This is a genomic window from Psychrobacter sp. AH5 (assembly GCF_040371085.1).
In the GTDB taxonomy this organism is placed as follows: Bacteria; Pseudomonadota; Gammaproteobacteria; order Pseudomonadales; family Moraxellaceae; genus Psychrobacter.
Genome location: NZ_JAMBMT010000001.1, coordinates 1198329 through 1222131 on the forward strand (window position 1 = coordinate 1198329; position 23803 = coordinate 1222131).

Genomic DNA, 23803 nt, shown 5'->3' on the forward strand with positions numbered 1-23803 from the left:
TGACTTTTGATAGCTACTATCAATGACTCCTACATTCGAGGCACTTATGACTATTTTTAATAACCACTACTCGTTAGACAAAAAATCTATCAGCAAAAATAAAGCCATTAGCGCGCTTAGCATTGCAGGCGTAGCCGTTACTCTAGGGCTAGCAGGCTGTAGCAGCAACGACAGCGCAGAGACAGTGGCAGCGGACGGAGCAACTACTGGCGAGGCGCAAGATATCGAGCTATTAAACGTCTCTTATGATGTGGCACGTGACTTTTATAAAAGCTACAACCCTTTATTTATCGAGCATTATAAGTCAGAAAATCCAAATGCTAACATCAATGTTAAACAGTCTCATGGCGGCTCAAGCAAGCAAGCATTATCGATAGCCAATGGTCTGCAAGCTGACGTCGCGACTATGAACCAAGGTTCTGATATTGAGTTATTACAAAAAGAGAGCTTGGTCGCTAATGATTGGGAGCAGCAGTTCCCTGATAATGCGGTACCATTTACCAGTACCATCGTCTTTTTGGTACGTAAAGACAATCCAAAAGGCATCAGCGATTGGGAAGATTTGACTAAGCCTGGCGTTGAGATTGTGATGGCCAATCCAAAGGTCACAGGCAATGGTCGTTATGCTTTCTTAGGCGCTTATGGTTATGGCTTGCACGCCTTTGATAATAACGAAGATAAGGCCAAAGGCTACGTTCGTGAAATGCTAAAAAATGTCAAAGTTTATGAGAATGGTGGACGCGCGGCTACCACTACTTTTGTGCAGCGCGGTATCGGTGATGTGCTGGTAACTTTTGAGAACGAAGCCAATCTTGCCGCTACTGACTTTGGCAAAGGACAAGTAGAGATTGTCTATCCAAAATACTCTATTAAGTCTGAGAGCCCAGTCGCTATCGTCAACGCCGTGACTGAGAAAAAAGGCACTACTGCTGCTGCCAAAGCTTATCTAGATTATCTATGGAGCGAGCCGGCTCAGCAATTAGCCGCTGATTTATACCTGCGTCCTAGCGTCAAAAGCGTCCTAGATAAAAACGGCGATAAATTACCACCGGTTGAGACTTTCCGCCCCAATGATACTTTTGGTACTTGGGATGAGATCATGGGTAATTTCTTTAGTGACAATGGCGTCTTTGATCAATTAGCGACAAACGCCCCGCAATAATTGATTGGTTATCAAGAGCGCTTGAGGGCTTATCGAGCTTTATAAAAAACCTCAGCAAAGCTTTTGGCAAGTTTTAATTTTGCAGGACATACTCAAAGGACATGGCTAGGTACGCTATGTCCTTTATACCGTAAGTCATCTGAGCACCATTGTATTAAAAACTATATAAGCAAAACTAGTTACTCAAAATTCACTTGATAAAAACTAAGCCGATAATAATAAGTGGCAATCGGTAGGCAACCACCGATAAGCACACACTGCTAAGCAATAATTAGGAATTACTATGAGCGCATCGACCCCTCCTGTCAGCAAGCCTAATAGATCCGTAAAAAAAGGTTGGCTTACGCGTTTGCGTCAGCGCAATGTGCTACCAGGATTTGGCCTGAGCATGGGCATTACTGTTTTTAGCTTATCGCTACTGGTGGTACTGCCATTTGCGATGATGGCTTATACCACTACCCAAATGGGTTGGTCTGGGTTTTGGCAAACTATCTCGCAGCCGCAGGTTAGCGCCGCTATTAAGCTAACTTTAGGAATGTCGTTCCTAGCGATGCTTACCAACCTGGTATTTGGCACTTTAGTCGCTTGGGTGCTTGTGCGTTATGAGTTTTGGGGTAAATCCTTAATCAATGCTTTAGTAGATCTGCCATTTGCGCTGCCAACAGCGGTAACGGGTATCTCGTTGGCGACGCTGTATGCGCCTAATGGTCTGATTGGGCAATGGTTTGAGAAGTTTGATATTCAAGTGGCTTTTACTCCTATTGGTATTTGGCTGGCTTTAGTCGTGGTCAGCTTTCCCTTTATTGTCCGCGCAGTGCAGCCAGTCCTCGCTGAGCTATCGGTCGAATTTGAAGAGGCCGCTGCGGTATTAGGCGCTAATCGCTTAACTACTTTTCGCAAGGTGATTTTGCCTGAGCTATTACCCGCGATGCTCATGGGCGCAGGCATGATGTTTGCGCGCGCTACGGGCGAGTACGGCTCGGTTATCTTTATCGCCGGCAACATTCCTATGCAGTCGGAGATCTTGCCGCTTATTATCATCAGTAAGCTTGAGCAATTTGATGTACAAGGGGCGTCGGCAGTCGCTTTATTTATGTTACTGATCTCGTTCGTTATTTTATTGACTATTAATATTGTGCAGTGGAAACTGTCGCGCCGTGTAGGAGCTCGCTGATATGCAAATCGCCAATAGTTACGACTACCAGAGTAATCCGGCAACCAAAGATTCGCCTTGGATCAGACGCACCTTTATCACTATTGCGGTACTGTTTATGGTGGTGATGCTAGTGGTACCGCTACTAGCGGTGTTTTATGAAGCTTTTAAAGACGGCTGGCAGTTATACATCGCCTCTTTGGTGGATCCTGAAGCGCTGCAAGCCATCAAGCTGACCTTAATTACCGCCGCTATCGTGCTACCTATTAACATGGTGCTAGGCATAGCCATCGCTTGGCTCGTGACCCGTTATGATTTTAGAGGTAAGCAATTGGTTACTACCTTACTCGATTTACCGTTTTCGGTGTCGCCTGTAGTAGCCGGTTTGATGTTTGTATTGCTGTTTGGACTGAATTCTGCCATTGGCGGCTGGCTTGAGAGTATGGGTATTCAGATTATCTACGCCGTACCGGGTATTGTCTTAGCGACATTATTTGTGACCTTTCCTTTTGTCGCGCGCGAGCTGATACCGCTGATGCAAACCCAAGGCGACTCTGAGGAACAAGCCGCTTTGACCTTAGGCGCGAGCGGTTGGCAGACTTTTTGGCATATCACTTTACCTAATATTAAATGGGCTTTGCTTTATGGTTTAATCTTGACTAACGCGCGCGCCATGGGCGAGTTTGGAGCGGTCAGCGTGGTATCGGGCCATATTCGCGGCGAGACGAACACCATGCCGCTACTAGTTGAGGTGGCTTATAATGATTATAACTTTACCGCCGCCTTTGCATTATCTAGTATCTTGGCGGCCTTAGCGCTCGTGACGCTACTGGTGCAGCAAGTCATGACCAAAGTGCAAGAGCGTAAATTCGCCAAATCTGAGCGTTTGATAGCCGCCCCAAAGCTACCTGTCAGTGCCAATGAAACCGCTACTACTAAGCCATAGGCCGATAACCAGATAAAGACAAGAGATAATGATATGAGTATTGAGATAAGAGAAGTAAATAAAAAATTTGGCGACTTTACTGCCCTAAATAATATCAATATCACCGTACCAACGGGCAAATTGACCACTTTGCTCGGCCCTTCAGGCTGCGGTAAAACCACGCTACTACGTATTATCGCAGGTCTTGAGTATGCTGACTCTGGGCGAATACTCTTTGATGAATTAGACGTTACCAATACGCCAGTGCAAAAGCGCAATATCGGCTTTATGTTTCAGCACTACGCGCTATTTCGGCACAAAAATATCGCTGATAATATAGCGTTTGGTTTAACCTTAGTTCCTAAGTCAGAACGGCTGAGTAAGGCCGATATTAATGCGCGCGTGGCCGAGCTGTTAGAGCTGGTACAATTACCGCAATTGGCCAACGCTTATCCGCATCAGCTCTCCGGCGGTCAACGTCAACGCATTGCTTTGGCAAGAGCCCTTGCGGTAAAACCTAAATTATTATTACTAGATGAGCCATTTGGCGCGCTTGATGCCAAGGTGCGTAAAGAGCTGCGCACTTGGTTAAAGGATATTCATCATGAATTAGGGATTACCAGTATTATGGTCACTCACGACCAAGAAGAGGCGCGCGCGATATCTGATGAGATTGTGGTGATGAACCATGGCCGCGTCGAGCAAGTCGGCACTTCTGAGGAGCTAATCAATCGGCCAGCCAATAATTTTGTTAGCGACTTTTTGGATTTGGCGTAGTAGATATTGTATAACTAAAAAGACCTGTAATTTATTACAGGTCTTTTTTTAGGGTAGCCGAAAATTAATTGAGCACATCGACACCACTTACTTTTTAGCAGCTTTCTGCAGTCGCCTCATCATTCATGACTTCTAAGCCATTATTTTGTTCTTTGAGCGTTTGATAAGTAATCGCCAAAATATCAGCCGACCATTCTGGCATGTCATTAGCGACTTTATACCACATCCAAGTGCCATCACGGACACAGCTTAAGATACCAAGCTTTTTTAGATGATTAAGATGCCGAGAGATAGTAGGCTGCGGCTGATCGAGCATATCTACTAATTCGCCTACACAGCGCGCTTCTTTTTTATAAAGAATCTGAAACAGCTTTAGGCGTGTAGGATCAGACAATACTTTGAACAGCTCGATTGGCTGAATATCAGCGTTAGTAATAGACATATCAATTCTCATAAAGGATAGCGCATCTGCTCGTAAAGCAAAATTCAATGACCAGTTTATCAAACCAGTCTGAGAGATGAGTTATAAGGGGTTAGTAAATTCTAGCAAGTGAAAGACTAGCAAAAATAACAGTAAATAGTCAATCTTTAGCCTAACTACCGTTTATCGGTCATTTTATACGTTCTGTACTGTTTATCATAACAACTTTTTAAGAGCGATTATGTGCAAATAAGTAAATATAGCTATTAAAAGCGACTTAATTTTTTAGTTATCGTCTAGTAGCGAGCAAAACTCTTTTTGCGACCAAAGCGTTTTTATGAGTCATAAGAATAAAATGAGAAAAACGACTAGAAACTATAAAAGTTATTGTAAATGCTAATAATTATCATTATAATAAATCCTAATGAGCCAAACTAGTAAAAAATAGCATTAAAACAGTAGGATAGGGGTAGTTATATGTACGTTTGCATCTGTAATGACGTCAAAGAAAAACAAATCAAGGCCGCTATAGCTTCAGGCATTCATACCCTTGATGGTCTAAAAGATACTTTGGATGTCGCCACTTGCTGCGGCTGTTGTGAGCCTATGGTAAATGATTATCTCGAAGAGCATCACGCTAAGCTTGAAGGATTGGCTTACGCCGTCTAACGTTCTAACCTTACTAAAATACAGTTAATTTTCTATTTTGTTTTTTTTGTAGCCGCTTTACTGATGACAGTAGGGCGGCTTTTTAGATTAGTTAATTATAATTCTCAATTGGCATCTTATTCTTAGTTCCTAATATTACAAGTCATACTGCGCCTTTATGTTAGACTATTTACCTAATAATCATTAGTGATTTTATAACAAGTGATTTTATACTCAGTCACTTTATATTAATGATGTTACGTTATTCACTCTATTAGCAAATAGCTATCAGTAAACACTGATAAGCAGTAATATCAAAAAAGCCAATAAAAAACCCACAAATTAGGGAGTACATATCATGAAAGGTAGCCAAAAAGTTATCGATTATCTAAACTTTTTATTAGGCGGAGAGCTGGCAGCGCGGGATCAGTATTTTATTCATTCTGAGATGTACGCTGAGTGGCATTATGGCAAGCTCTATGAGCGTATTCATCATGAGATGGAAGATGAAACCATGCACGCGCAAGCTATTATTCGCCGTATCTTAATGCTCAGCGGCACACCAAAAATGACGGTTAATGATATTCATATCGGCAGCACCGTGCCTGAGATGCTACAACTGGATCTCAATCTTGAATATGAGGTTCAGCAACATCTCAAAGACGGTATTGCTTTGTGCGAGACTGAGCATGATTATGTGACTCGCGATATGCTAGTTGAGCAGCTAAAAGACACTGAAGAAGACCACGCTCACTGGCTTGAGCAGCAATTGCGTCTCATCGATATGGTCACTTTACCCAATTACTTACAAAGCCAAATAGCTGAGGTGCCACCTGAGTTAACTAATTAGTAGTAACCACTATTTGGATGTAAAGTGATTGATTTTGACTAGTATTAAAGAGCGGGGAGAGAGAGTATGAGAGGCGATAAAGAGGTTATTCGAGCGTTAAATAAAGTGTTAGGCCAGTCATTGATTGCGATTAATCAGTATTTTTTGCACGCCCGTATTGCGCGGCATTGGGGCCTTGAGGCGCTTAATGAGAATTTTTATAAGCAGTCTATTTATGAGATGAAATGGTCCGATGATCTGATTGGCCGCATCTTACTATTAGGCGGCCTACCAAACTTGCAAGATTATGGCAAAATGTTCATTGCAGAGGACGTGCCAGAGATGATCGATTGCAATTTACGCTTGGAGCGGCAAAAGTTTGATATCATTACTGACGCCATTACGCTTTGTGAGCAGCACAAAGATTATGTCTCACGTAAGCTACTCGTTGAGCTAAAAGATGGTAATGAAGAGTATGATGATTGGCTTGATACTCAGCAGGATCTGATCCGCGATGTTGGTATCCATAACTATATTCAATCGCAAATTTGTGATGACGATACGCCTTAATTATTCATAACAGGCTTTAACTCATAAAACCAGTACAAGACTGAACTGACCCTAACAATTGGACAGTTTAAGCCTATACTGGTTTTTTTGGCCGCTCAGTTTAATATTAAAAAACAGATACAATAAATACAATCAATACAAGCCATCACCATCTTTTGCTCCCAAACGCAAAAAGTGTAGGCCGGACAAAATAGTCAAAATACCTAATACCCAGTAAGTGGTTTGAAAAGCCATCAGCATATCAAGCTGCGTGCGCTCACGTAAAAAGTTTAGCAAAGCCGCCCCAAAAGCAATCCCAAAGCTGATAGCCAACTGCTGATTAACAGCCATAAGGCTATTGCCGCTGCTGGTTTGCGCGCCCTCCAAATCACCTATAGTTAGCGTGTTCATCGCGCTGAACTGCATAGAGTTACAGGCGCCCATAATCGTCAGCACCGGAATAAACCAAATCCAATAAGAGGGGTCGTTAAACTGCGCGAGCACAATTATTAATAGTCCTAGCAAAATAGTATTGGAGACCAGCACTTTTCGGTAGCTGAAACGTTGAATGATTTTACTGACCCAAGGCTTGATGCCAATAGCGCCGACTGCGATAGGGGCGAGTAGCCAGCCGGCTTGTGACGGCGAGTATTTAAACACCACCTGCAACAATAATGGCAATAAAAAAGGCACAGCGCTAATGCCTAAGCGGGTAAATAAGTTACCGACGATACCGATGCGAAAGGTGCGAATATTAAATAAGCTTAGCGGAAATAACGGCGCTTGCCGGCGCTTGGCGTGCCAAATATAGACGCCCATGAGCACCGAGGCTACTAACGCTAATATTAAACCATATAGTCCGCGCCCGGCTTGCGAGCTAAACTCAACCGCTAAGGTAAAGCCGCAAGCGGCGGCAGCAAATAAGGCGAAACCTGTCCAGTCCAAGCGCTGAGTCTCCTCAAACAGCGCCGGCACTAGCTTTTTACCCATAATAAAGCCGAGTAGCCCCATAGGAATATTGATCAAAAATATCCAGTGCCAACTAAAGTACTGCACGATATAGCCGCCAAGCACTGGCCCTACTAAAGGGGCAATCAGCGCGGGTATCACCGCAAAATTCATCACCGTCAATAGCTTATTGCGCGGATAGGACTTGACGAGAATCAGCCGAGCCACCGGCGTCATCATCGCCCCGCCAATGCCTTGGACCACGCGTGAGCCGATCAAGATATCTAAAGTTGGCGAGACGGCGCACATCAATGAGCCAACAGAGAAGATGACAATAGCGGATAAGAAGACGCGCTGTGTACCATATTTATCAGCCAAAAAGCCACTTATCGGGATAAAAATCGCTAGCGTTAAGGCATAACTAATGACCGCCCATTGCATCTTGAGCGGCGACTCGCCAAGCGCTGCTGCCATCTGTGGCAGCGAGGTATTCAAAATAGTGGCATCAAGTATCTGCATAAATAAAGCAACGGCCAAGACATAAGGCAGATATTTATCTTGCGTTGGGGTTAGGGTTACCATACTGATGTCATCACTTTTCTTATTTTTGTCATGGTGGAAGAGCGCTGTTATGTCACTGTTTAGCATAACGCTATGAGCTAGCGCGTAGTATAAGAATAAAGCGTTATGAATAAAAGAGAAGCCAAGTAACCGATGGTTAGCCGCAAACTTAAACAGACTCATATTTTGCTTAACAATCGCTACATTAGAGCTCTTTTATCATGCTATGGTTATAGTGGTTATAGTGGTTATAGTAGCCTACTTTTAAAATAATAATTTTTAGACAGTTTAATAATAATTAGGGAACCTTTATGAGTGACACCAATAATAATAGCCAATATCAACCTGCCAAAGTTTGGAAAAACGATAAAGAAAACGGCGGCAAATTTGCCAGTACCAACCGCCCAACCGCCGGCGCGCGTCATGAGCAAACTCTACCTGTTGGTGCAGCGCCCTTACAGCTGTACTCATTGAACACTCCAAACGGGGTCAAAATCAATATTATGTTAGAAGAGCTAAAGGAGCTTGGAGTACAGGGCGCAGCCTATGACGCCTACAAAATAGATATAGGTGAGAATGATCAGTTCGGCTCAGGCTTTGTCGATATCAATCCAAATTCAAAAATTCCTGCGCTAGTGGACTATTCGGTGATCCAAGACAATGACAATGATGGCGAGCCTATAAAGGTTTTTGAGTCCGGAGCTATCTTACTGTATTTAGCCGAAAAGTTTGGTCAATTTGTGCCTATGCAGCAAGGCCGAGCTCGTACTGAATGCTTATCTTGGCTGATGTGGCAGATGGGCAGCGCGCCGTACTTAGGTGGCGGCTTTGGGCATTTTTATGCTTACGCGCCAGAGCCGATGGAATATCCGATCAATCGCTTTACTATGGAAACCAAACGTCAGCTCGATGTACTCGATATTCACTTGCAAAACTGTGACTATATGTGCGGTAACGGTAAAGAGAGTTACACTATCGCTGATATAGCTATTTGGGCTTGGTATGGTCAGCTAGCGCTTGGCAATCTTTATGAGGGTTCAGCGCAGTTTTTGCAGGTCGATAGCTACCAGCATTTGCAGCGCTGGGCAAAAGCTATCGCTGCACGTCCAGCGGTAAAAAGGGCGGTGGATTTACCCTTAAAACCAATAAGTTAATTCTCCTCTTATATAAATAATCACTAAAATAAGCCAAAGGCCGGTAAAAATAATTACTGGCCTTTTTACTAGTGCTTAATAGTTGAATAACTTTTAGTCAGCTCATTCTTAGTATAAAAAAGATAGTTTTTTACTGTTTTTGTTATTTAATTATCCCTTTTAACACTTACACAATGATATATTGGAATAACAAATAGTAACATTACTAAGTTAGTATAGCGACACGTTGGCTTTATAAAGGTAAGCGTTTTCTTTGCCTGACTTAAGAGTACTCATTATGGAAAATAGTAATAATAAAGCTGGGATTTCTCTCTTAAAACAGCATTCAATCTACAATGCTGCAATGCTCAGTCTATTGGCCATCAGTACGGCAACCATTAGCACCCTAACGACAGCGGCGACACCGGTAGCTTTTGACTCTAAGGATTGGCAAGTGGCTTGCGATAATACGCGCACTTGTAGGCTAGCGGGTTATCAGAGCGAGAATAATAGCGAGATGCCAGTATCGGTATTGTTGATACGCCGCGCTGGTAGTAATGCCGGTATTCATGGCAAAGTAAAGCTTGGCGGCGCTAAAGAGGGCTCGGCAAAATCACTGCTACAATTAGGCAGTCGTCATCGTATCTCGCTTATCATCGATGGTAAAGATTATGGCGAAGCGCTGCCGTACTCAAGCACGACTAATGATGCTAGTTTGACTGAAGCTCAGGTTAACGCCCTAATAGAAGCTCTGAGCAAAACCAGTAAGATTGAATTTGTATCGCGTAATACCCGCTGGGAGCTCTCAGGAAAAGGTGCTTCTGCGGTGATGCTAAAAGCGGATGAAGCCCAAGGCCGGCTAGGAACGCCTAGCGCGCTGATCAATAAAGGCAGTAAGTCAAGCTCGCAAGTACTAGCAGCCAAAGCCGCGCCGCAGCTACGTCTAATAACGCCCAAAGCCAAAGCAAGCTCATCAAGTAATAAACCTTTTAAAATGGCTTCCTCTCAGCTAACAACAATGATAGCTAAGACATTAAAGGATGCTGATACTGATTGCCCAAGCCTGATGGATAGCTCATCTGATAATTCAGGCTGGCGGGTGAGCCGGCTAAACGCCAGCCAGTTACTAGTGCAGCACAAATGCTGGGTGAGCGCCTATAATGTCGGTCATGGCATGTGGGTTATTAATGATACCAAGCCTTATAATCCAAAGTTAGTGACGGTCAGTGCGACCAGTTATGATGATGGAAAGATCAGCTCCATACAAAAGGGCCGCGGTATTGGCGACTGTCTAGTCAAAACAGATTGGGTCTGGACTGGTAAGAGTTTTAAAAAGAGCTACGAGAGTACTACCGGGCTTTGCCGAATGATTGAAGCGGGCGGTGCTTGGGATCTACCTACATATGTCACCAACGTCAAAAGCTAAATGAGCGGCTATAAGGTGGCATTGTTATTAAATTATAAAAATAGGTAGGGTTAATAAGATAGCTGTGCTATACTGCGTCGCCACGAAAGCTTTGCTTACGTGTATTATGAGATTGATAACATCGCCTGCGATTTTGGGTCTAGGATGACCATGAGTAATTGTTGCCGATGATTTTGTGTACTTAAATAACGTTTTATTCCATTGTTTTAAATACAATGATTAGCAATACCGTTATTTTTGACTCATATCTTATCTACTAGTTTATTGATACTAGATTGGTTGTGGTTTACGTTTATCGGCTTTGGATTAAGCCTCAATAAACGGGTTACGACAGGCAAGGATAAGACACTCGGCACTACCACCAAAATACGTCAGACATCTTACAGATATTTTATCAAATTCATTGGTAAATAGGCTGTTTGATGAACGGTTATCAGTGGTAGGCAACAAGTACGCTGAATTTACAGCGGCTTAACTACCAAGGATACTCATGACTGACATCTTATCTACTATTGCTGCTGAAAACGGCATCATCGAAAACAACACTACTACAAAAGATACTGCAACTACCGATACTGCCAATGTCGATACGCAAGCGGCTACGACTGACGACAACCAAGTCACCTTTGCTGATCTTGATATTGCCAAGCCGATTCTTACCGCGCTTGATCGCAGTGGCTATACCAATCCTACCCCTATTCAAGCACAAGCTATCCCTTTTGCACTAGCTGGCCGCGATCTTCTATTATCGGCGCAAACCGGTAGTGGTAAAACCGCCGCTTTCGTCATTCCATTACTTGATCGTTTAAGCCGTGCTACAAGTTTTGATAAGCTAACTAAAGCGCTTATTCTAACGCCAACGCGCGAACTTGCTCAGCAGGTTCATGATAGCGTTCGTACTTATTCGCATGATATGCGTGGTCTATTTTGTGTGCCATTAGTTGGCGGCGCACCGTACAACGGTCAGATTCGCGCGCTAAATAAAGGCGTACAAGTCATCGTCGCAACCCCTGGTCGTCTACTTGACCATATCAAAGCAGGCCGCGTTGATTTATCAAACTTAGAAGTACTGGTGCTAGACGAAGCGGATCGTATGCTAGATATGGGTTTTGCTGATGACATCAGCGATATCTTAAAAGCGGCGCCTACTAACCGTCAAACGGTTATGTGCTCAGCGACTTGGGATGGCCCGGTTGGCAAAATTGCCGCTAGCTTCACTAAAAACCCAGAGCGCGTTTCTATCAAAGTTGAGTCCGCTCATATCGAAGAGACCGTCTATTACTGTGATGACTTTAATCACAAAAACAAAATCTTAGACAAGATCGTTTGCCAGCCTGAGATGGAGCAAATCATCATATTTGCCGCCACTAAGCGCAGCACTGAAAAGCTTGCTAAGCAATTACAAGATGACGGTCATAAAGCGAGCTTCTTGCACGGCGATTTACCTCAAAGCAAGCGTAACCGTATTGTACAAGATCTGCGTAACGGTAAATGCAAAATCTTGGTCGCAACAGACGTAGCCGCGCGTGGTCTTGACGTGCCAGCCTTGTCACACGTGATCAACTATGATTTGCCACGTCAAACTGAAGATTATGTGCATCGTATCGGTCGTTGTGGTCGCGCAGGTCGTACCGGCGTGGCTATCAGCCTATGTAGCATGGATGATCGTCCACAGCTGAACAACATTAACCGCTACCTCAATCGCAAAATGGAAGTATCAGTTATCGAAGGTATGGAGCCTAAGAAATCTTACGTACCTAGCGAGAATAAGCCTAAAGGTCGTGGCCGTGGTCGTTCTAACGGCGGTGGCAGTGGTCGTGGCCGCTCTGGTAATGGCGGGGGTTATGCGGCAAAATCAGGTAGCGGTGTTCCTAATCGCGGTCGTGGGGGCGATAGCAGCAAGGGCACTGGCCAACGCGCTAGCAATGATAGCGGCTATGGCGGCAAGCCAAGCGAGCGCTCGGGTGGCAAGCCTTATCAAGGTAAGCGTACTGGCCCAAGCCGCGGTGATGGCACAAGCGCCCCACGTGGTGATCGCGCCGCAACAGGTCGCGGTCGTCCAAGCGGTAGCCAAGGTCGCCCAGCCAATCGTTCAGGCGGCGCAGGTCGTCCCAGCGGTAACCGTGGCAATCGCGGCGGTAACTCGTAATAAGCTGGTAACAAACTAGCTGTTAGCGGTTTGAGTATTAATATTTTTTATTAATCTTAGACGCTTAGGTGAGTGGCAGAGTTTTAACAAAGCCAGATAACTAGTGAATAGCTAGTATCTGGCTTTTTTTTCTGTTTTTTTAGAGTAGATTGGCGATAACAAAGTTAAAGCCTGGCTAAAGTAAGAGATTAAGCTCGGATTTATTGTTGCGCCAATCTATAGCCTTGACTATACTGCCAAGTTTTATTCTCTGGACTACGCTAGGACTCTGCCATGCTTGCCGCCTCCGTTTTAGCTGTTGCTAGTATCAAGATAGATAGTCTGCCCTTAGCTTTTGGCATTATCATGGCTATTATTGGGCTAGTTTTTTATACCCAAGGGTTAAAAGGCACGTTTTGGCGGCGTTTTTATGCAGTGTTGCCCGGTATTGTACTGTGCTGCTTTATACCCGCCACGCTAAATAGTTTAGGGGTGTTTGCTGAGGGCATCGGCGCGCAGATTTATGGCTTTACCGCCACTTATCTTCTGCCTGCCAGCTTATTGCTAATGACATTATCCATGGATGTGCCCAAGATATTAGGTCTAGGCTGGAAGGCTATTGCGATGTTTATGGCAGCGAGCGTCGCTATCGTCATTAGTGGACCGATAAGCTTAGGCTTGGCAAAATGGGTATCGCCGCAGATGTTCAGCGATGACACCTTGTGGCGCGGCTTTTCAGCGGTAGCGGGCAGCTGGATCGGCGGCGCGGCGAATCAAGCGGCAATGAAAGAGCTGTTTGGCGTTAGCGACGATCTATTTGGCATGATGATACTAGTTGATACGACTAACGCCTCGCTTTGGCTGCTAGTTATCTTAGTACTGGCTAAGCACAGTGACAAGATAGATAGGCTGTTAAAAGCTGATAGCAGTAGTATCGATAAGGTAATAGTAGCGGTTGAGAGCTACGAGCGCGATCATGCCCGTCCAGCGACTCTAAATGACTTGATGGTGATGTTTGGGCTATGTTTTGCGATGGTAGGGGTCGCACACTTTTTAGGCGAAAAAATATCGGCGATGTTTGCCCCTTATAGCTGGGCAGTACAATATAGCTTTGCCAGTAGCTTCTTTTGGATGGTAGTGATGATTACTTTAATCGGGGTAGTGTTCTCTTTCACCAAAATTCGCCGCTTAGATCACATCGGTGCCTCAAAAATCGGTACGGTATTTATCTTTGTACTTATTGCTGCTATTGGTATGCAGATTAATCTTGCCGGTATCGTCTCGCAGTGGCGCTTGCTACTTATTGGCCTAGTCTGGATGACTCTTCATGTCATTATGATATTTATCTTTGCTAGAGTCATCCGCGCGCCTTTTTTCTTTTTGGCGGTCGGATCTAATGCCAATACCGGTGGTGCCTCCTCAGCGCCCATTGTCGCCACCGCTTTTCACCCGTCGCTAGCACCAGTTGGGGTGTTTTTGGGCATATTGGGCTATGCGATGGGCACTTTTGGCGGTTATATTAGTACGCAGTTAATGCGCTTGGTGGTTGGATGATGATTATTTTATAATTTGTAGCTAATACTCCAATTAATCTTCATGCCATTCATTTGTTGCTTTAAATATCTTTAGATCTTGAGTGTCTATTAACTTTGCGCTGTTGTCATAAATTTTCACGATATTTTTTTTATCATTAATAGCGTATAGCTTACCTTCAGGGTCGTAATGATTGCGTATTATTCTCAGGTTATCCATAGCAATGACCAACTTGCCTGTTGAATCCATTAGTCCTAGATTACTATTTTGATTATCGTCATTACCGTCACTACTAGCATTATGCTCTTTACTGACTAAAAAGTAGGGAGGATAAGTCAAAGATTGTATATAACTATATGATAGTGGTGCTATAGCTTTGCCGCTATCATCAAAAATACCATATTTGCCACCCTTTTGAGCAACATAAAACACCATAGGCTCTTTATTTTCACCCCAAATTGCACTATAGCTATCCGATAGCTCTTGTAACTCTAAAGAGTCGTAGGCTGCCCGTATGATCGTTTTACCTCTATAATCTATGACTCCATATTTATCGTCGTATGTCTTTACTAAAATCTCATTATTATGACTTGAGCGCCTAATCTCTGCATATTGTGATAAGTCATCAGTAAGAATATTGCCTGAGGTGTCTATCAGTACTTTTTTGCCGTCTAATTGAGCAAGAATACTATCGTTATAGATACGCTCAAAAAAGTCTTCATAGAGGGGCGCAACGATTATTTTTTTATCGGCAACGCTGAATAAACCATATTTTCCGTGCTTTTCAATAACACTCATATTGTCTAGATACTGCAGCTTATTTTCAACAAATCGATAGTTAGAAAAAGGCATCAAAATGCTTCCAAACTTATCGGTGAGTTGTTGCTGATTATCTTTAGTAAAGACAAGGCCGATATTATCTCTAGTACCATTTGAGTCGCTAAGTGATACGATATCATCATATATAGTGGGTTTGATAATCTCGTTATTGCTAGTAAGTAGGCCGTACTGACCCTCTTTTTTTACCTTGATAAAATTTTCAAAATAATTGAGTTCATCATAAATAATAGGGATGACTATCTGACTTTGACTATCGACTATACCAAATTTATGGTCTTTACGGGCAATGTAATGCTTGTTATCAGGATTATAAGGAGGGGCTTTTAGCTCACTAGTAGTATAATCTATAGTGTTATCTTCGCTATATGCTGCATCGGTGTCATCTAAAGTTTGACCTTGGATCTCACTTAAAGTGTAAGTATCATAACTTAGCTCTAAACCATCATAAACTGTATCAACGACTAATTCTTGCTGATTGTTCTTAACAACGATGCCTATTTTTTGCGCTTGAGCTGCCAAAATAGGTGCATTGTATTGACTATACTGACTGTATAGATGATCAAACTGCGCTGGCAATAAGATCACAGCGTTACTATCAATAATACCGTACTTATCAGAATCTTTATATTCGTAAAGCCCACTGTTAAGCAGTCTAATACTAGACTCTGATTTTATTAAAGTTTCGCCATCCGCGTTTATCAAGCTCTCAGCGATCACAGTGTCTCTGTTTAAGTGGCCTATATTGCCCTCACCTTGGGGTACGTAAGATTTAACGCTAAATAACAGCGTCTCTTCGTTAAAGTTCTCAATAGTCGTATTTTGACTAAAAGGAATGATGACTTTTTGATAGTGATCTATTAAGCCAACTTTTTGGTTTAATGTGGCTTTGATAAATAAGCGCTCGTTAGGGCAAGTATTTAACAGCTCTAACTTGTCATATAACGGATGGATTAGGGCTTGTTTTTGACTATTGATTAGACCGTACTTGCCATCTTGAAAAGTTTTGAAGTAAGTAACGCCGCTTGTTTTGTCGCTGTATAAATAATTAACTTGAGTGTTCTTTTCAAATGCGCCGCTGGCAGGGTAGAGCCAATCACCTGAGTTATCGGCTATCGCGGTTGCTGATTGACTGCCAAAGTATTGGGTAAGCTGATAAAAGCCGTTTGCTAATAATTCAATCTCATCGTATTCAAAAGCTACAACGACTTTTCCTGTCGCATCAATCACGCCATAGTAGCCGTTACGTTTGGCAACAATGCGCCCATCTTCATAAGCAGCTATATCATAGAGCTTATCTTGAATCACTTGACCTGTATTATCGATAAGTTGATGATAAGCATGACTTAATTTTAGCTCAAACTGCTTGGGGTGCGACGCGTTTAGCTCAGTTATCTCGATGCTATAGGGCTTACCCTCATTACAGTTACAGTACTCTGCATAAGCTGCGGGCATAATAACCATTGCGGCAATAGCAAACACCGCTGAGGTCATCAAAGCACCTAAAGTGAGCTTGCGTAGCGTTATGATAGTGGGTTTAAAAGTGAATGAGTTTAAGCTTGAAAGTAATACGGACATAAAAATCAAATTTAGTCGATAAGAGTTGTATAGAATTTACGCTAAAGTGCACTGGCTTGGCAATAGTTTAAATAAACATGAATAAAATTAGATCACCTAAAATGTGTGAACTCATTCTATGACTGAACATTTAAGATAAACATTCATAAAAAAGGGCCGCATAATTAAATTATACGGCCCTTTTACGGGTCACTTATTTAACGAGTACTGATTATTAACGTTAATAATTATTACCCTAAATATAAGTTTTATTCATCAAAATGCACCACGGAGCGAATGCTTTTACCTTCATGCATCAGCTCAAACGCTTGGTTAATGTCCTCAAGAGGCATGGTATGAGTGATAAAACTCTCTAAAGGAATATCGCCTTGTAAGTAGCGCTCAACGTAGCCGGGCAATTCTGTGCGGCCTTTGACCCCGCCAAATGCTGAGCCTTTCCAGACGCGACCGGTGACAAGCTGGAACGGACGGGTGGAGATCTCTTTACCTGCGCCGGCGACCCCGATGATAACCGACTCGCCCCAACCTTTATGACAGCACTCAAGTGCTGAGCGCATTACATCGACGTTACCGATACACTCAAACGAATAATCGACGCCGCCATCGGTCATCTCCACGATGACATCTTGGATAGGTTGGTCGTAGTCTTTGGAGTTGATACAATCAGTTGCACCAAGCTTTTTGGCGAGCTCAAACTTATCCTCATTAATATCAACGCCGATAATACGGCGGGCTTTGGCCATTTTTGCGCCGATGATAGCAGCAAGGCCAATACCACCCAGACCAAAAATAGCGACGGTTGAGCCTTCTTCTACTTTCGCGGTATTCATCACCGCGCCCATACCGGTAGTGACGCCGCAGCCGAGCAAGCATACCTTTTCAAGTGGCGCTTCTTTATCGACTTTGGCTAAAGAGATCTCGGGCAGGACGGTATATTCAGAGAAGGTCGAGCAGCCCATGTAATGATAAATTGGCTTGCCGTCTTTATAAAAACGGGTCGTACCATCTGGCATCAAGCCTTTACCTTGGGTCTCGCGTACCGCTGAGCACAGGTTGGTTTTGCCAGAGCGGCACATTTTACAAACGCCGCATTCAGCAGTATATAAAGGAATAACATGATCGCCAACTTGCACGCTGGTGACGCCTTCGCCGATTTGCTCAACGATACCGCCGCCTTCATGACCTAAGATAGTCGGGAATACGCCTTCTGGATCTTCGCCCGATAAGGTAAAGGCATCGGTATGACAGACGCCACTGGCGAGAATTTTTACTAATACTTCGCCTTTACGCGGTAGCATGACATCGACTTCTTCGATAGATAGCGGCTCATTAGGGCCCCAAGCGACGGCGGCTTTAGATTTGATAAATTTATCTGAGTTATTATTTTTATCGACAGGGTTTGTCTTTAGAGTATTGGTATCTGACATGATTTTTCCTTTTTTAATTTATAGGGCTACTTTTTAATCAGCAATAGCTTTATATTGTCTGTTTTATGGTGTCCCTATACTAACATTGAAAGTCTGTTTTACCCAGAGCTAACCGTTATAGACGTCTATAACTTCCTTCTCATTACTGCCAAAATCATCCTTTATATGCAAAAAAATAATAAACTACCAAGCCACGTTTACTTTTTATTAGTCGGACAAAGTATTAACCTAACCACAGCGGTGTTATCGGTGACAGTTGCCGCTTTAGTCGGACTTACTTTAGCGCCGACGGTGAGTTACGCCACCATTCCCTATGGCCTGCAGTTTTTAGCGGTGCTACTAAGTACCGTGTGGTTCTCAAAACTAATGGAGAGATTTGGTCGCTACCGGATTTTTAAGGCCGGTATTGTCTTGTTATTTTTATCGGGCATTGTTGGATTTTTATCACTGACTCAACACAATTTTTGGTATTTATGTCTAAGTCACTTTTTATTAGGGCTGTTTATCTCAACCGCTAACTTTTACCGATTTGCCGCGACCGACACTTTAGATAGTGAGCTTACTGCCAAAGCCACTTCCATGGTGATCTCAGGCGGAGTTATTGCGGCTATCGTCGCGCCGCTACTAGCCATAAACCTAGCCAAAATATCAGATCTGCCCGATTATTCGCTAATCTACTTATCGCTGTCCGCTTTAGCTATGATTTTGCTGGTTATTATCTACCTTTGGAAACGCTCAAACACGCATCATGCCAGCCGCATACAACAAGCTAAAACGGTCACTTTAGATACGATAACGGTCAAAAAATACATCATTGTCATTGCTATACTAGGCGGCGCTTTGGCTACTACATCATGAATCTGATGATGATTGCCTCGTCTATTTTTTTGAAACAAAGCCAGTCCTTTGATTACGCCTCCTACGCGATTCAGATGCACGTGCTCGCGATGTTTTTACCCTCCTTTTTTGTGGCAAGGCTAATCCGCTATATCAATAGCGTCAATACCATCATCTTTGGCTTTTTACTGATATCCCTGTCTTGTTTATTGCCTATATTTTTTGTTGATACTATTTTTATTAATATGGGGCTGATTATCTTAGGCGTCGGCTGGAATTTTACTTATTCAGGCGGCTCGACGCTACTTAGTAATATTCAAGGGGTGCAAAGACTAAAGTATCAAGGAATTAATGAGACCGTGATTGCGCTTTTTGCAACTTTAGGCGCTTTTTTGCCAGCACCGATATTGAGCTATTTTGGCTGGCTAACTACTAACTTAGTCTTTTTTATTTTCTCTAGTGCTATCTCGATATTTTTTATGCTGTTCGTATTTTTTGCCAAAAAAAGGCTGGTAGTAGGGTAAACCGGTCAGTAACTGCTTATAATTTGAGCAATAAATACGACTTATCCTTAGATTTATGTGCCACTAAGCATTTTTGGATAGAACCTTATCAAAGTTATTGTTTTGTCTCTCTATGCAAGTAATACGTAAGCCTAGACCGAACTACTCTTAGTAGCTGTTAGAATACTGGCAAAATAAAGTCTCAACAGGATAAGCTATGACTGCTAATAATAATAAAACGTACCTTAAAGCTAGCTCTAGAAATAGTGATAATTTAAACGATGCTAATAATCAAATCCAAGTCAGAGGTGCGCGCGTTCATAACCTAAAGAACCTCGATGTCGATCTACCGCGTAATGCCTTAGTGGTGTTTACGGGTATCTCAGGCTCTGGTAAATCATCCTTGGCTTTTGGGACTTTATTTGCCGAGTCGCAGCGCCGCTATTTGGACTCAGTGTCGCCTTATGCACGGCGTCTGATTGACCAAGTCGATGAGCCTGATGTCGATAGTATTGAAGGTTTGCCGCCAGCGGTCGCGCTACAACAACAGCGCGGTACGCCATCGGTGCGCTCTTCAGTCGCTAGCGTCACTACCATCTCTAATGGTTTGCGTATGCTGTACTCAAGAGCAGGGGACTATCCTGCCGGGCAAGAGATGCTTTACGCCGATGCCTTTTCGCCCAATACTCCAGAAGGCGCTTGTCCGACTTGCTCGGGGATAGGCCGAGTGTTTGAAGTGACTGAAGATTTGATGGTGCCTGATGCTACCAAGAGCATTCGTGAGCGCGCGATTGCTTCATGGCCGGGCGCTTGGCAAGGTCAAAACTTGAGCCGGATATTGACCACTTTAGGCCACGATATCGATGTTCCTTGGTATAAATTGCCCAAAAAAACTCGTGATTGGATTTTGTACACGGACGAGACGCCAACGGTGCCGGTGTATCCTGAGTATAATATCGAGCAAACCCGCACGGCGATTGAAAAAGGGGAGAAGCCCAATTACATGGGTACTTTTACGGGTGCCAAAAACTTCATCTTGCACTCGTTTGCCAATACTCAAAGCGCGCTGACTAAAAAACGCGTTTCACAATTTATGCAAATCTCCGAGTGCCCAGACTGTCATGGTAAAAAGCTGAAAAAAGAATCGTTATCGGTCAAATTTGCAGGTTTCGATATCGGTGAGCTGTCGCAGTTAACCTTAACTGAGCTGGCATCCAAACTTGAAAGCACAGCGAAAAGTAAACCCACTAGCGACACTGCTAATCGTGAAAAAGCGATTGTCGCGCAGCGGATTGCTAGCGATATATTAGCGCGCGTCGAAGCTTTGACGCGCTTAGGTCTGGGTTATTTATCATTGGAGCGTACCACGCCAACCTTATCTCCTGGTGAGCTACAGCGGCTTAGATTAGCCACGCAAATTCGCTCGCAATTGTTCGGTGTGGTCTATGTGCTAGATGAGCCGTCTGCTGGCTTGCATCCTGCCGATACCCAAGCGCTGCTCGGTGCGCTAGATGAGCTGATAGCCGCGGGTAACTCAGTGTTTGTGGTCGAGCATGATGTCAGCGTGATCCGTCATGCCGATTGGGTAGTCGATGTCGGGCCAGAGGCGGGCACGCATGGCGGTGAAGTTATTTATAGTGGACCTACTGAGGGGCTGCGTGATATTCCTCAGTCGTACACCGCGCAGTATTTGTTCGCGAATAAAACAGCTAGCAGTAATGAGAAAAGCACTCGCCAGCCAGCGGCTTGGCTCAAGCTTAAAGACGTGCAGCGTAATAACGTAGAGGGACTAGATGTCGAATTTCCGCTAGGGGTAATGACTTGTGTGACGGGCGTCTCAGGCTCTGGCAAGTCAAGCTTAGTCAGTCAGGCACTAGTTGAGCTAGTCCAAGAAGCTTTAGGACAAAAGGTAATAGTTGAGGCGCCAACGGGCGAGGCGGATTTACTCGAGCAAGAGCTAGAGAACGTGACTGGCGGTCAGATTACCTCTGGTATGGAGAGTATAAAACGGCTTGTGACTATCGATCAAAAAGCCATCGGCCGCACGCCGCGCTCAAACTTAGCCACTTATACCGGACTATTTGATCATGTGCGTAAACTCTTTGCGCAAACGCCAATGGCAAAACAGCGAGGCTTTAACGCTGGACGCTTCTCCTTTAATACAGTAAAAGGCCGTTGCCCTAATTGTGAAGGTTTAGGCTTTGTTAGCGTTGAGCTGTTATTCTTACCGAGTGTTTACGCACCCTGCCAAGTCTGTCACGGTCAGCGTTATGATGAGGAGACCCTTGCTATCACTTATAAGGATAAAAATATCGCTGAAGTATTAGATTTAACCGTTGAAAAAGCGGCCGAGTTCTTTTGTGATGAGCCGCCTGTGCTACGCGCATTGGAGGCATTATTGCAAGTGGGGTTAGGCTATCTGCGTTTAGGTCAACCGGCGACTGAGCTATCAGGCGGGGAGGCGCAACGTATTAAGCTTGCTACTGAATTGCAGCGCACGCAGCGCGGTGAGACCCTTTATATCCTCGATGAGCCGACGACTGGTCTGCACCCGGCAGATGTTGCTAAGCTGATGACGCAATTGAACGGCTTAGTGGATGCAGGCAATACGGTCATTATGGTCGTGCACGATATGCAAGTGGCTAGTAATAGCGACTGGATTATCGATATGGGTCCTGGTGCTGGAGATAAAGGCGGTATGATAGTGGCGCAAGGAGCTCCTAAAGAGGTTGCTAAGTCGAAGACTAGTCGCACCGCGCCTTTTTTATTACATTAGCATTATAAGTTTACTCATAATATAATTAGCCCCAATAATCATCAGGACAGCTTGGCAGCTCTACTAAAGTATTGCGTAGCGCCTTAGCCCAGTAGCGGCTAATTTTATTAAAGTGCTCATCATCAGCTTCGATACGGCGGCCTTTTGGCATCGTAAAGCTATCGTTTTGATAGATCAAAAAGTCGATTGGCATGCCCACTGACAGGTTGGAGTGAATGGTTGAGTCAAATGATAGCATTAGCGCTTGGGTAGCATGATTAATATCAGTATCATAACTGACCGAGCGATCAAGAATAGGTTTGCCGTATTTAATTTCGCCTAATTGAAAAAACGGCGTATCAGCGGTGGCCTTGATAAAGTTGCCTTCAGGATAAATCATGTAAAGCTCAGGCTTTTGTCCTTTTATTTGCCCGCCTAATAAAAAAGAGCTAGTAAAAGTGCCGCTATTATTATCATTAGCGACTTTTTGCGCGTGAGTCATAACATCACGCATGCATTCGCCAACCATTTGCGCGGCATCAAACAGTGTCGCAACCGTATTAATATTACTCTCAACGCACTGATCAATATCGGTTTGTAGTTTGTTAAATACCGCTTGCGAGGTGGCCAAGCTTCCAGCCGTTTGTAATACCATAAAGCGCTCACCTTCGACGCCGTATTGATAGAGCTTACGAAAAGTTGAGATGTGATCGACGCCGGCATTGGTGCGAGTGTCACTGGCAAAAACTAAGCCGTCTTTGAGACGAATAGCGGCGCAATAAGTCATAAATTATCCTTGTTTAATTTATCCTAAAAACCTTTGAAACTTGGCCTGTTATGATAACCGCGTGACTAACACTTGACTGTAAAGATTCTCGTAGCCGCCGCCCATGCGTACACCGCGTACTGGTGCGGTATCCAAGTAGTCTCGACCGACTGCCACATAGACGTGCGCGTTTGGGGTAAAGGCTTGGTTGGAGATGTCAAAAGTGTACCAGTAGCCCTCTATATAAGCTTCCGCCCAAGCGTGGCTTGCCATATGATTTTCAGTGTCATCATACAGATAGCCTGAGACGTAACGCGCTGGAATTTGGCTGTCGCGCAGCATGCTTATAAACACATGGGTATGATCTTGGCAAACACCGCCGCCCATCTTAAAGGCCTCGCTCGCAGTGGTACCGACATGGGTGACATCTTTAACAAATGGCATTTTCATAATCAGCGCATTGGCCATTTTTTTGAGACTCTCTAAACTAGCATCTTGTAAAAACGGAGCGGCAAATTCGCGCATCTCTTTTGAGCACTTAGTCAACGGACTTTGTACCGTAAACAGCAAGTAGGGAACGTTATCCATATCCTCAAGCCGCTCGGTATCAGTATTAATCTCCACAATGCCCGAGGCTTGCATTTGCAAATTATCATGAGTCTCGTTACGGCTAAGGGTCAGCCAATCATTGCCGAAACCATCTTTTTGACTGACCGCGACTTTAGGCAGTAATACATCCCAGCGGTGAATGATTTGGTGCGGCAGCTGCATCGGCGTCATACGGATATACTGCACACTACGCTGCGCTTGCTCGCCATAATAGTAGTTGGTCTGATGACTTATTTGTAATTTCATAATGTCCTCTTATTTTTTGATACGAGCTTTTTATTTGGCAGTTTTTGTTTAT

Annotated in this window: 17 protein-coding genes and 2 pseudogenes; 13 read left to right on the forward strand and 6 right to left on the reverse strand. The window is 43.9% G+C overall.

Going from position 1 to position 23803, the window contains the following annotated elements:
- The first annotated feature begins 46 nt into the window (after nucleotides 1-46).
- The 4 genes and pseudogenes from M0N77_RS05015 to M0N77_RS05030 all read left to right on the forward strand — a co-directional run.
- Nucleotides 47-1162 (forward strand): sulfate ABC transporter substrate-binding protein, encoded by a 1116-nt coding sequence (locus M0N77_RS05015; protein WP_353104088.1) that lies wholly within the window; start codon nucleotides 47-49, stop codon nucleotides 1160-1162.
- A 283-nt stretch (nucleotides 1163-1445) separates the two neighbouring features.
- Nucleotides 1446-2336, forward strand: coding sequence for a sulfate ABC transporter permease subunit CysT (gene cysT, locus M0N77_RS05020; RefSeq protein ID WP_353104090.1), 891 nt, complete (start codon nucleotides 1446-1448; stop codon nucleotides 2334-2336).
- Nucleotide 2337: 1 nt separating this feature from the next.
- Nucleotides 2338-3261, forward strand: coding sequence for a sulfate ABC transporter permease subunit CysW (gene cysW, locus M0N77_RS05025; RefSeq protein ID WP_353104092.1), 924 nt, complete (start codon nucleotides 2338-2340; stop codon nucleotides 3259-3261).
- A gap of 33 nt (nucleotides 3262-3294) precedes the next feature.
- A pseudogene (locus M0N77_RS05030) lies at nucleotides 3295-4014 on the forward strand (sulfate/molybdate ABC transporter ATP-binding protein); the annotation flags it as partial.
- A 97-nt stretch (nucleotides 4015-4111) separates the two neighbouring features.
- Here the strand turns inward: M0N77_RS05030 and M0N77_RS05035 are convergent.
- Nucleotides 4112-4459, reverse strand: a complete 348-nt coding sequence (locus M0N77_RS05035) for a metalloregulator ArsR/SmtB family transcription factor (protein ID WP_353104096.1) — start codon at nucleotides 4457-4459, stop codon at nucleotides 4112-4114.
- Between the two features lie 456 nt (nucleotides 4460-4915).
- Between M0N77_RS05035 and M0N77_RS05040 the strand changes: the two genes are divergently transcribed.
- The 3 genes from M0N77_RS05040 (at nucleotide 4916) to bfr (M0N77_RS05050) (ending at nucleotide 6485) form a co-directional block, all read left to right on the forward strand.
- Nucleotides 4916-5107 carry a (2Fe-2S)-binding protein gene (locus M0N77_RS05040; protein WP_353104098.1) on the forward strand — a complete coding sequence of 64 codons (192 nt, stop codon included), beginning with the start codon at nucleotides 4916-4918 and terminating at the stop codon, nucleotides 5105-5107.
- 337 nt (nucleotides 5108-5444) lie between these two features.
- Nucleotides 5445-5936, forward strand: coding sequence for a bacterioferritin (gene bfr / locus M0N77_RS05045; RefSeq protein ID WP_353104100.1), 492 nt, complete (start codon nucleotides 5445-5447; stop codon nucleotides 5934-5936).
- 66 nt (nucleotides 5937-6002) lie between these two features.
- The gene (gene bfr, locus M0N77_RS05050; RefSeq protein WP_353104102.1) at nucleotides 6003-6485 is read left to right on the forward strand and encodes a bacterioferritin; all 483 of its coding nucleotides are present in this window, start codon (nucleotides 6003-6005) and stop codon (nucleotides 6483-6485) included.
- Between the two features lie 132 nt (nucleotides 6486-6617).
- Here the strand turns inward: bfr (M0N77_RS05050) and M0N77_RS05055 are convergent, their stop codons facing one another.
- Nucleotides 6618-7994: a DHA2 family efflux MFS transporter permease subunit gene (locus tag M0N77_RS05055; RefSeq protein ID WP_353105573.1), complete on the reverse strand. Its 1377-nt coding sequence runs from the start codon at nucleotides 7992-7994 to the stop codon at nucleotides 6618-6620.
- A 290-nt stretch (nucleotides 7995-8284) separates the two neighbouring features.
- On the opposite strand from M0N77_RS05055, the gene yghU reads away from it, so the two are divergent.
- The 4 genes from yghU (at nucleotide 8285) to M0N77_RS05075 (ending at nucleotide 14214) form a co-directional block, all read left to right on the forward strand.
- A complete protein-coding gene (gene yghU / locus M0N77_RS05060; protein WP_353104103.1) occupies nucleotides 8285-9127 on the forward strand; it encodes a glutathione-dependent disulfide-bond oxidoreductase in 843 nt (280 codons plus the stop codon).
- 277 nt (nucleotides 9128-9404) lie between these two features.
- Complete coding sequence (locus M0N77_RS05065; RefSeq protein WP_353104105.1) at nucleotides 9405-10532, forward strand: DUF1176 domain-containing protein; 1128 nt, start codon at nucleotides 9405-9407, stop codon at nucleotides 10530-10532.
- A gap of 490 nt (nucleotides 10533-11022) precedes the next feature.
- Nucleotides 11023-12681, forward strand: coding sequence for a DEAD/DEAH box helicase (locus tag M0N77_RS05070; RefSeq protein WP_353104106.1), 1659 nt, complete (start codon nucleotides 11023-11025; stop codon nucleotides 12679-12681).
- Nucleotides 12682-12954: 273 nt separating this feature from the next.
- Complete coding sequence (locus M0N77_RS05075) at nucleotides 12955-14214, forward strand: DUF819 family protein (protein WP_353104107.1); 1260 nt, start codon at nucleotides 12955-12957, stop codon at nucleotides 14212-14214.
- A 33-nt stretch (nucleotides 14215-14247) separates the two neighbouring features.
- Here the strand turns inward: M0N77_RS05075 and M0N77_RS05080 are convergent, their stop codons facing one another.
- Entirely contained in the window at nucleotides 14248-16608 is a 2361-nt protein-coding gene (locus M0N77_RS05080) for a WG repeat-containing protein (protein WP_353104109.1), read from the reverse strand.
- Nucleotides 16609-16856: 248 nt separating this feature from the next.
- Nucleotides 16857-17972 (reverse strand): S-(hydroxymethyl)glutathione dehydrogenase/class III alcohol dehydrogenase, encoded by a 1116-nt coding sequence (locus tag M0N77_RS05085; protein ID WP_353105574.1) that lies wholly within the window; start codon nucleotides 17970-17972, stop codon nucleotides 16857-16859.
- A 228-nt stretch (nucleotides 17973-18200) separates the two neighbouring features.
- Between M0N77_RS05085 and M0N77_RS13190 the strand changes: the two are divergent.
- Together M0N77_RS13190 and uvrA are read left to right on the forward strand one after the other, a co-directional pair.
- A pseudogene (locus tag M0N77_RS13190) lies at nucleotides 18201-19396 on the forward strand (MFS transporter).
- A gap of 196 nt (nucleotides 19397-19592) precedes the next feature.
- Nucleotides 19593-22151 (forward strand): excinuclease ABC subunit UvrA, encoded by a 2559-nt coding sequence (gene uvrA / locus M0N77_RS05100; protein WP_353104115.1) that lies wholly within the window; start codon nucleotides 19593-19595, stop codon nucleotides 22149-22151.
- A 25-nt stretch (nucleotides 22152-22176) separates the two neighbouring features.
- Here the strand turns inward: uvrA and M0N77_RS05105 are convergent, their stop codons facing one another.
- Both M0N77_RS05105 and M0N77_RS05110 read right to left on the reverse strand, forming a co-directional pair.
- Complete coding sequence (locus M0N77_RS05105; RefSeq protein WP_353104117.1) at nucleotides 22177-22917, reverse strand: peptidase; 741 nt, start codon at nucleotides 22915-22917, stop codon at nucleotides 22177-22179.
- Nucleotides 22918-22965: 48 nt separating this feature from the next.
- Nucleotides 22966-23751: a transglutaminase family protein gene (locus M0N77_RS05110; protein ID WP_353104118.1), complete on the reverse strand. Its 786-nt coding sequence runs from the start codon at nucleotides 23749-23751 to the stop codon at nucleotides 22966-22968.
- Between the last annotated feature and the right edge of the window lie 52 nt (nucleotides 23752-23803).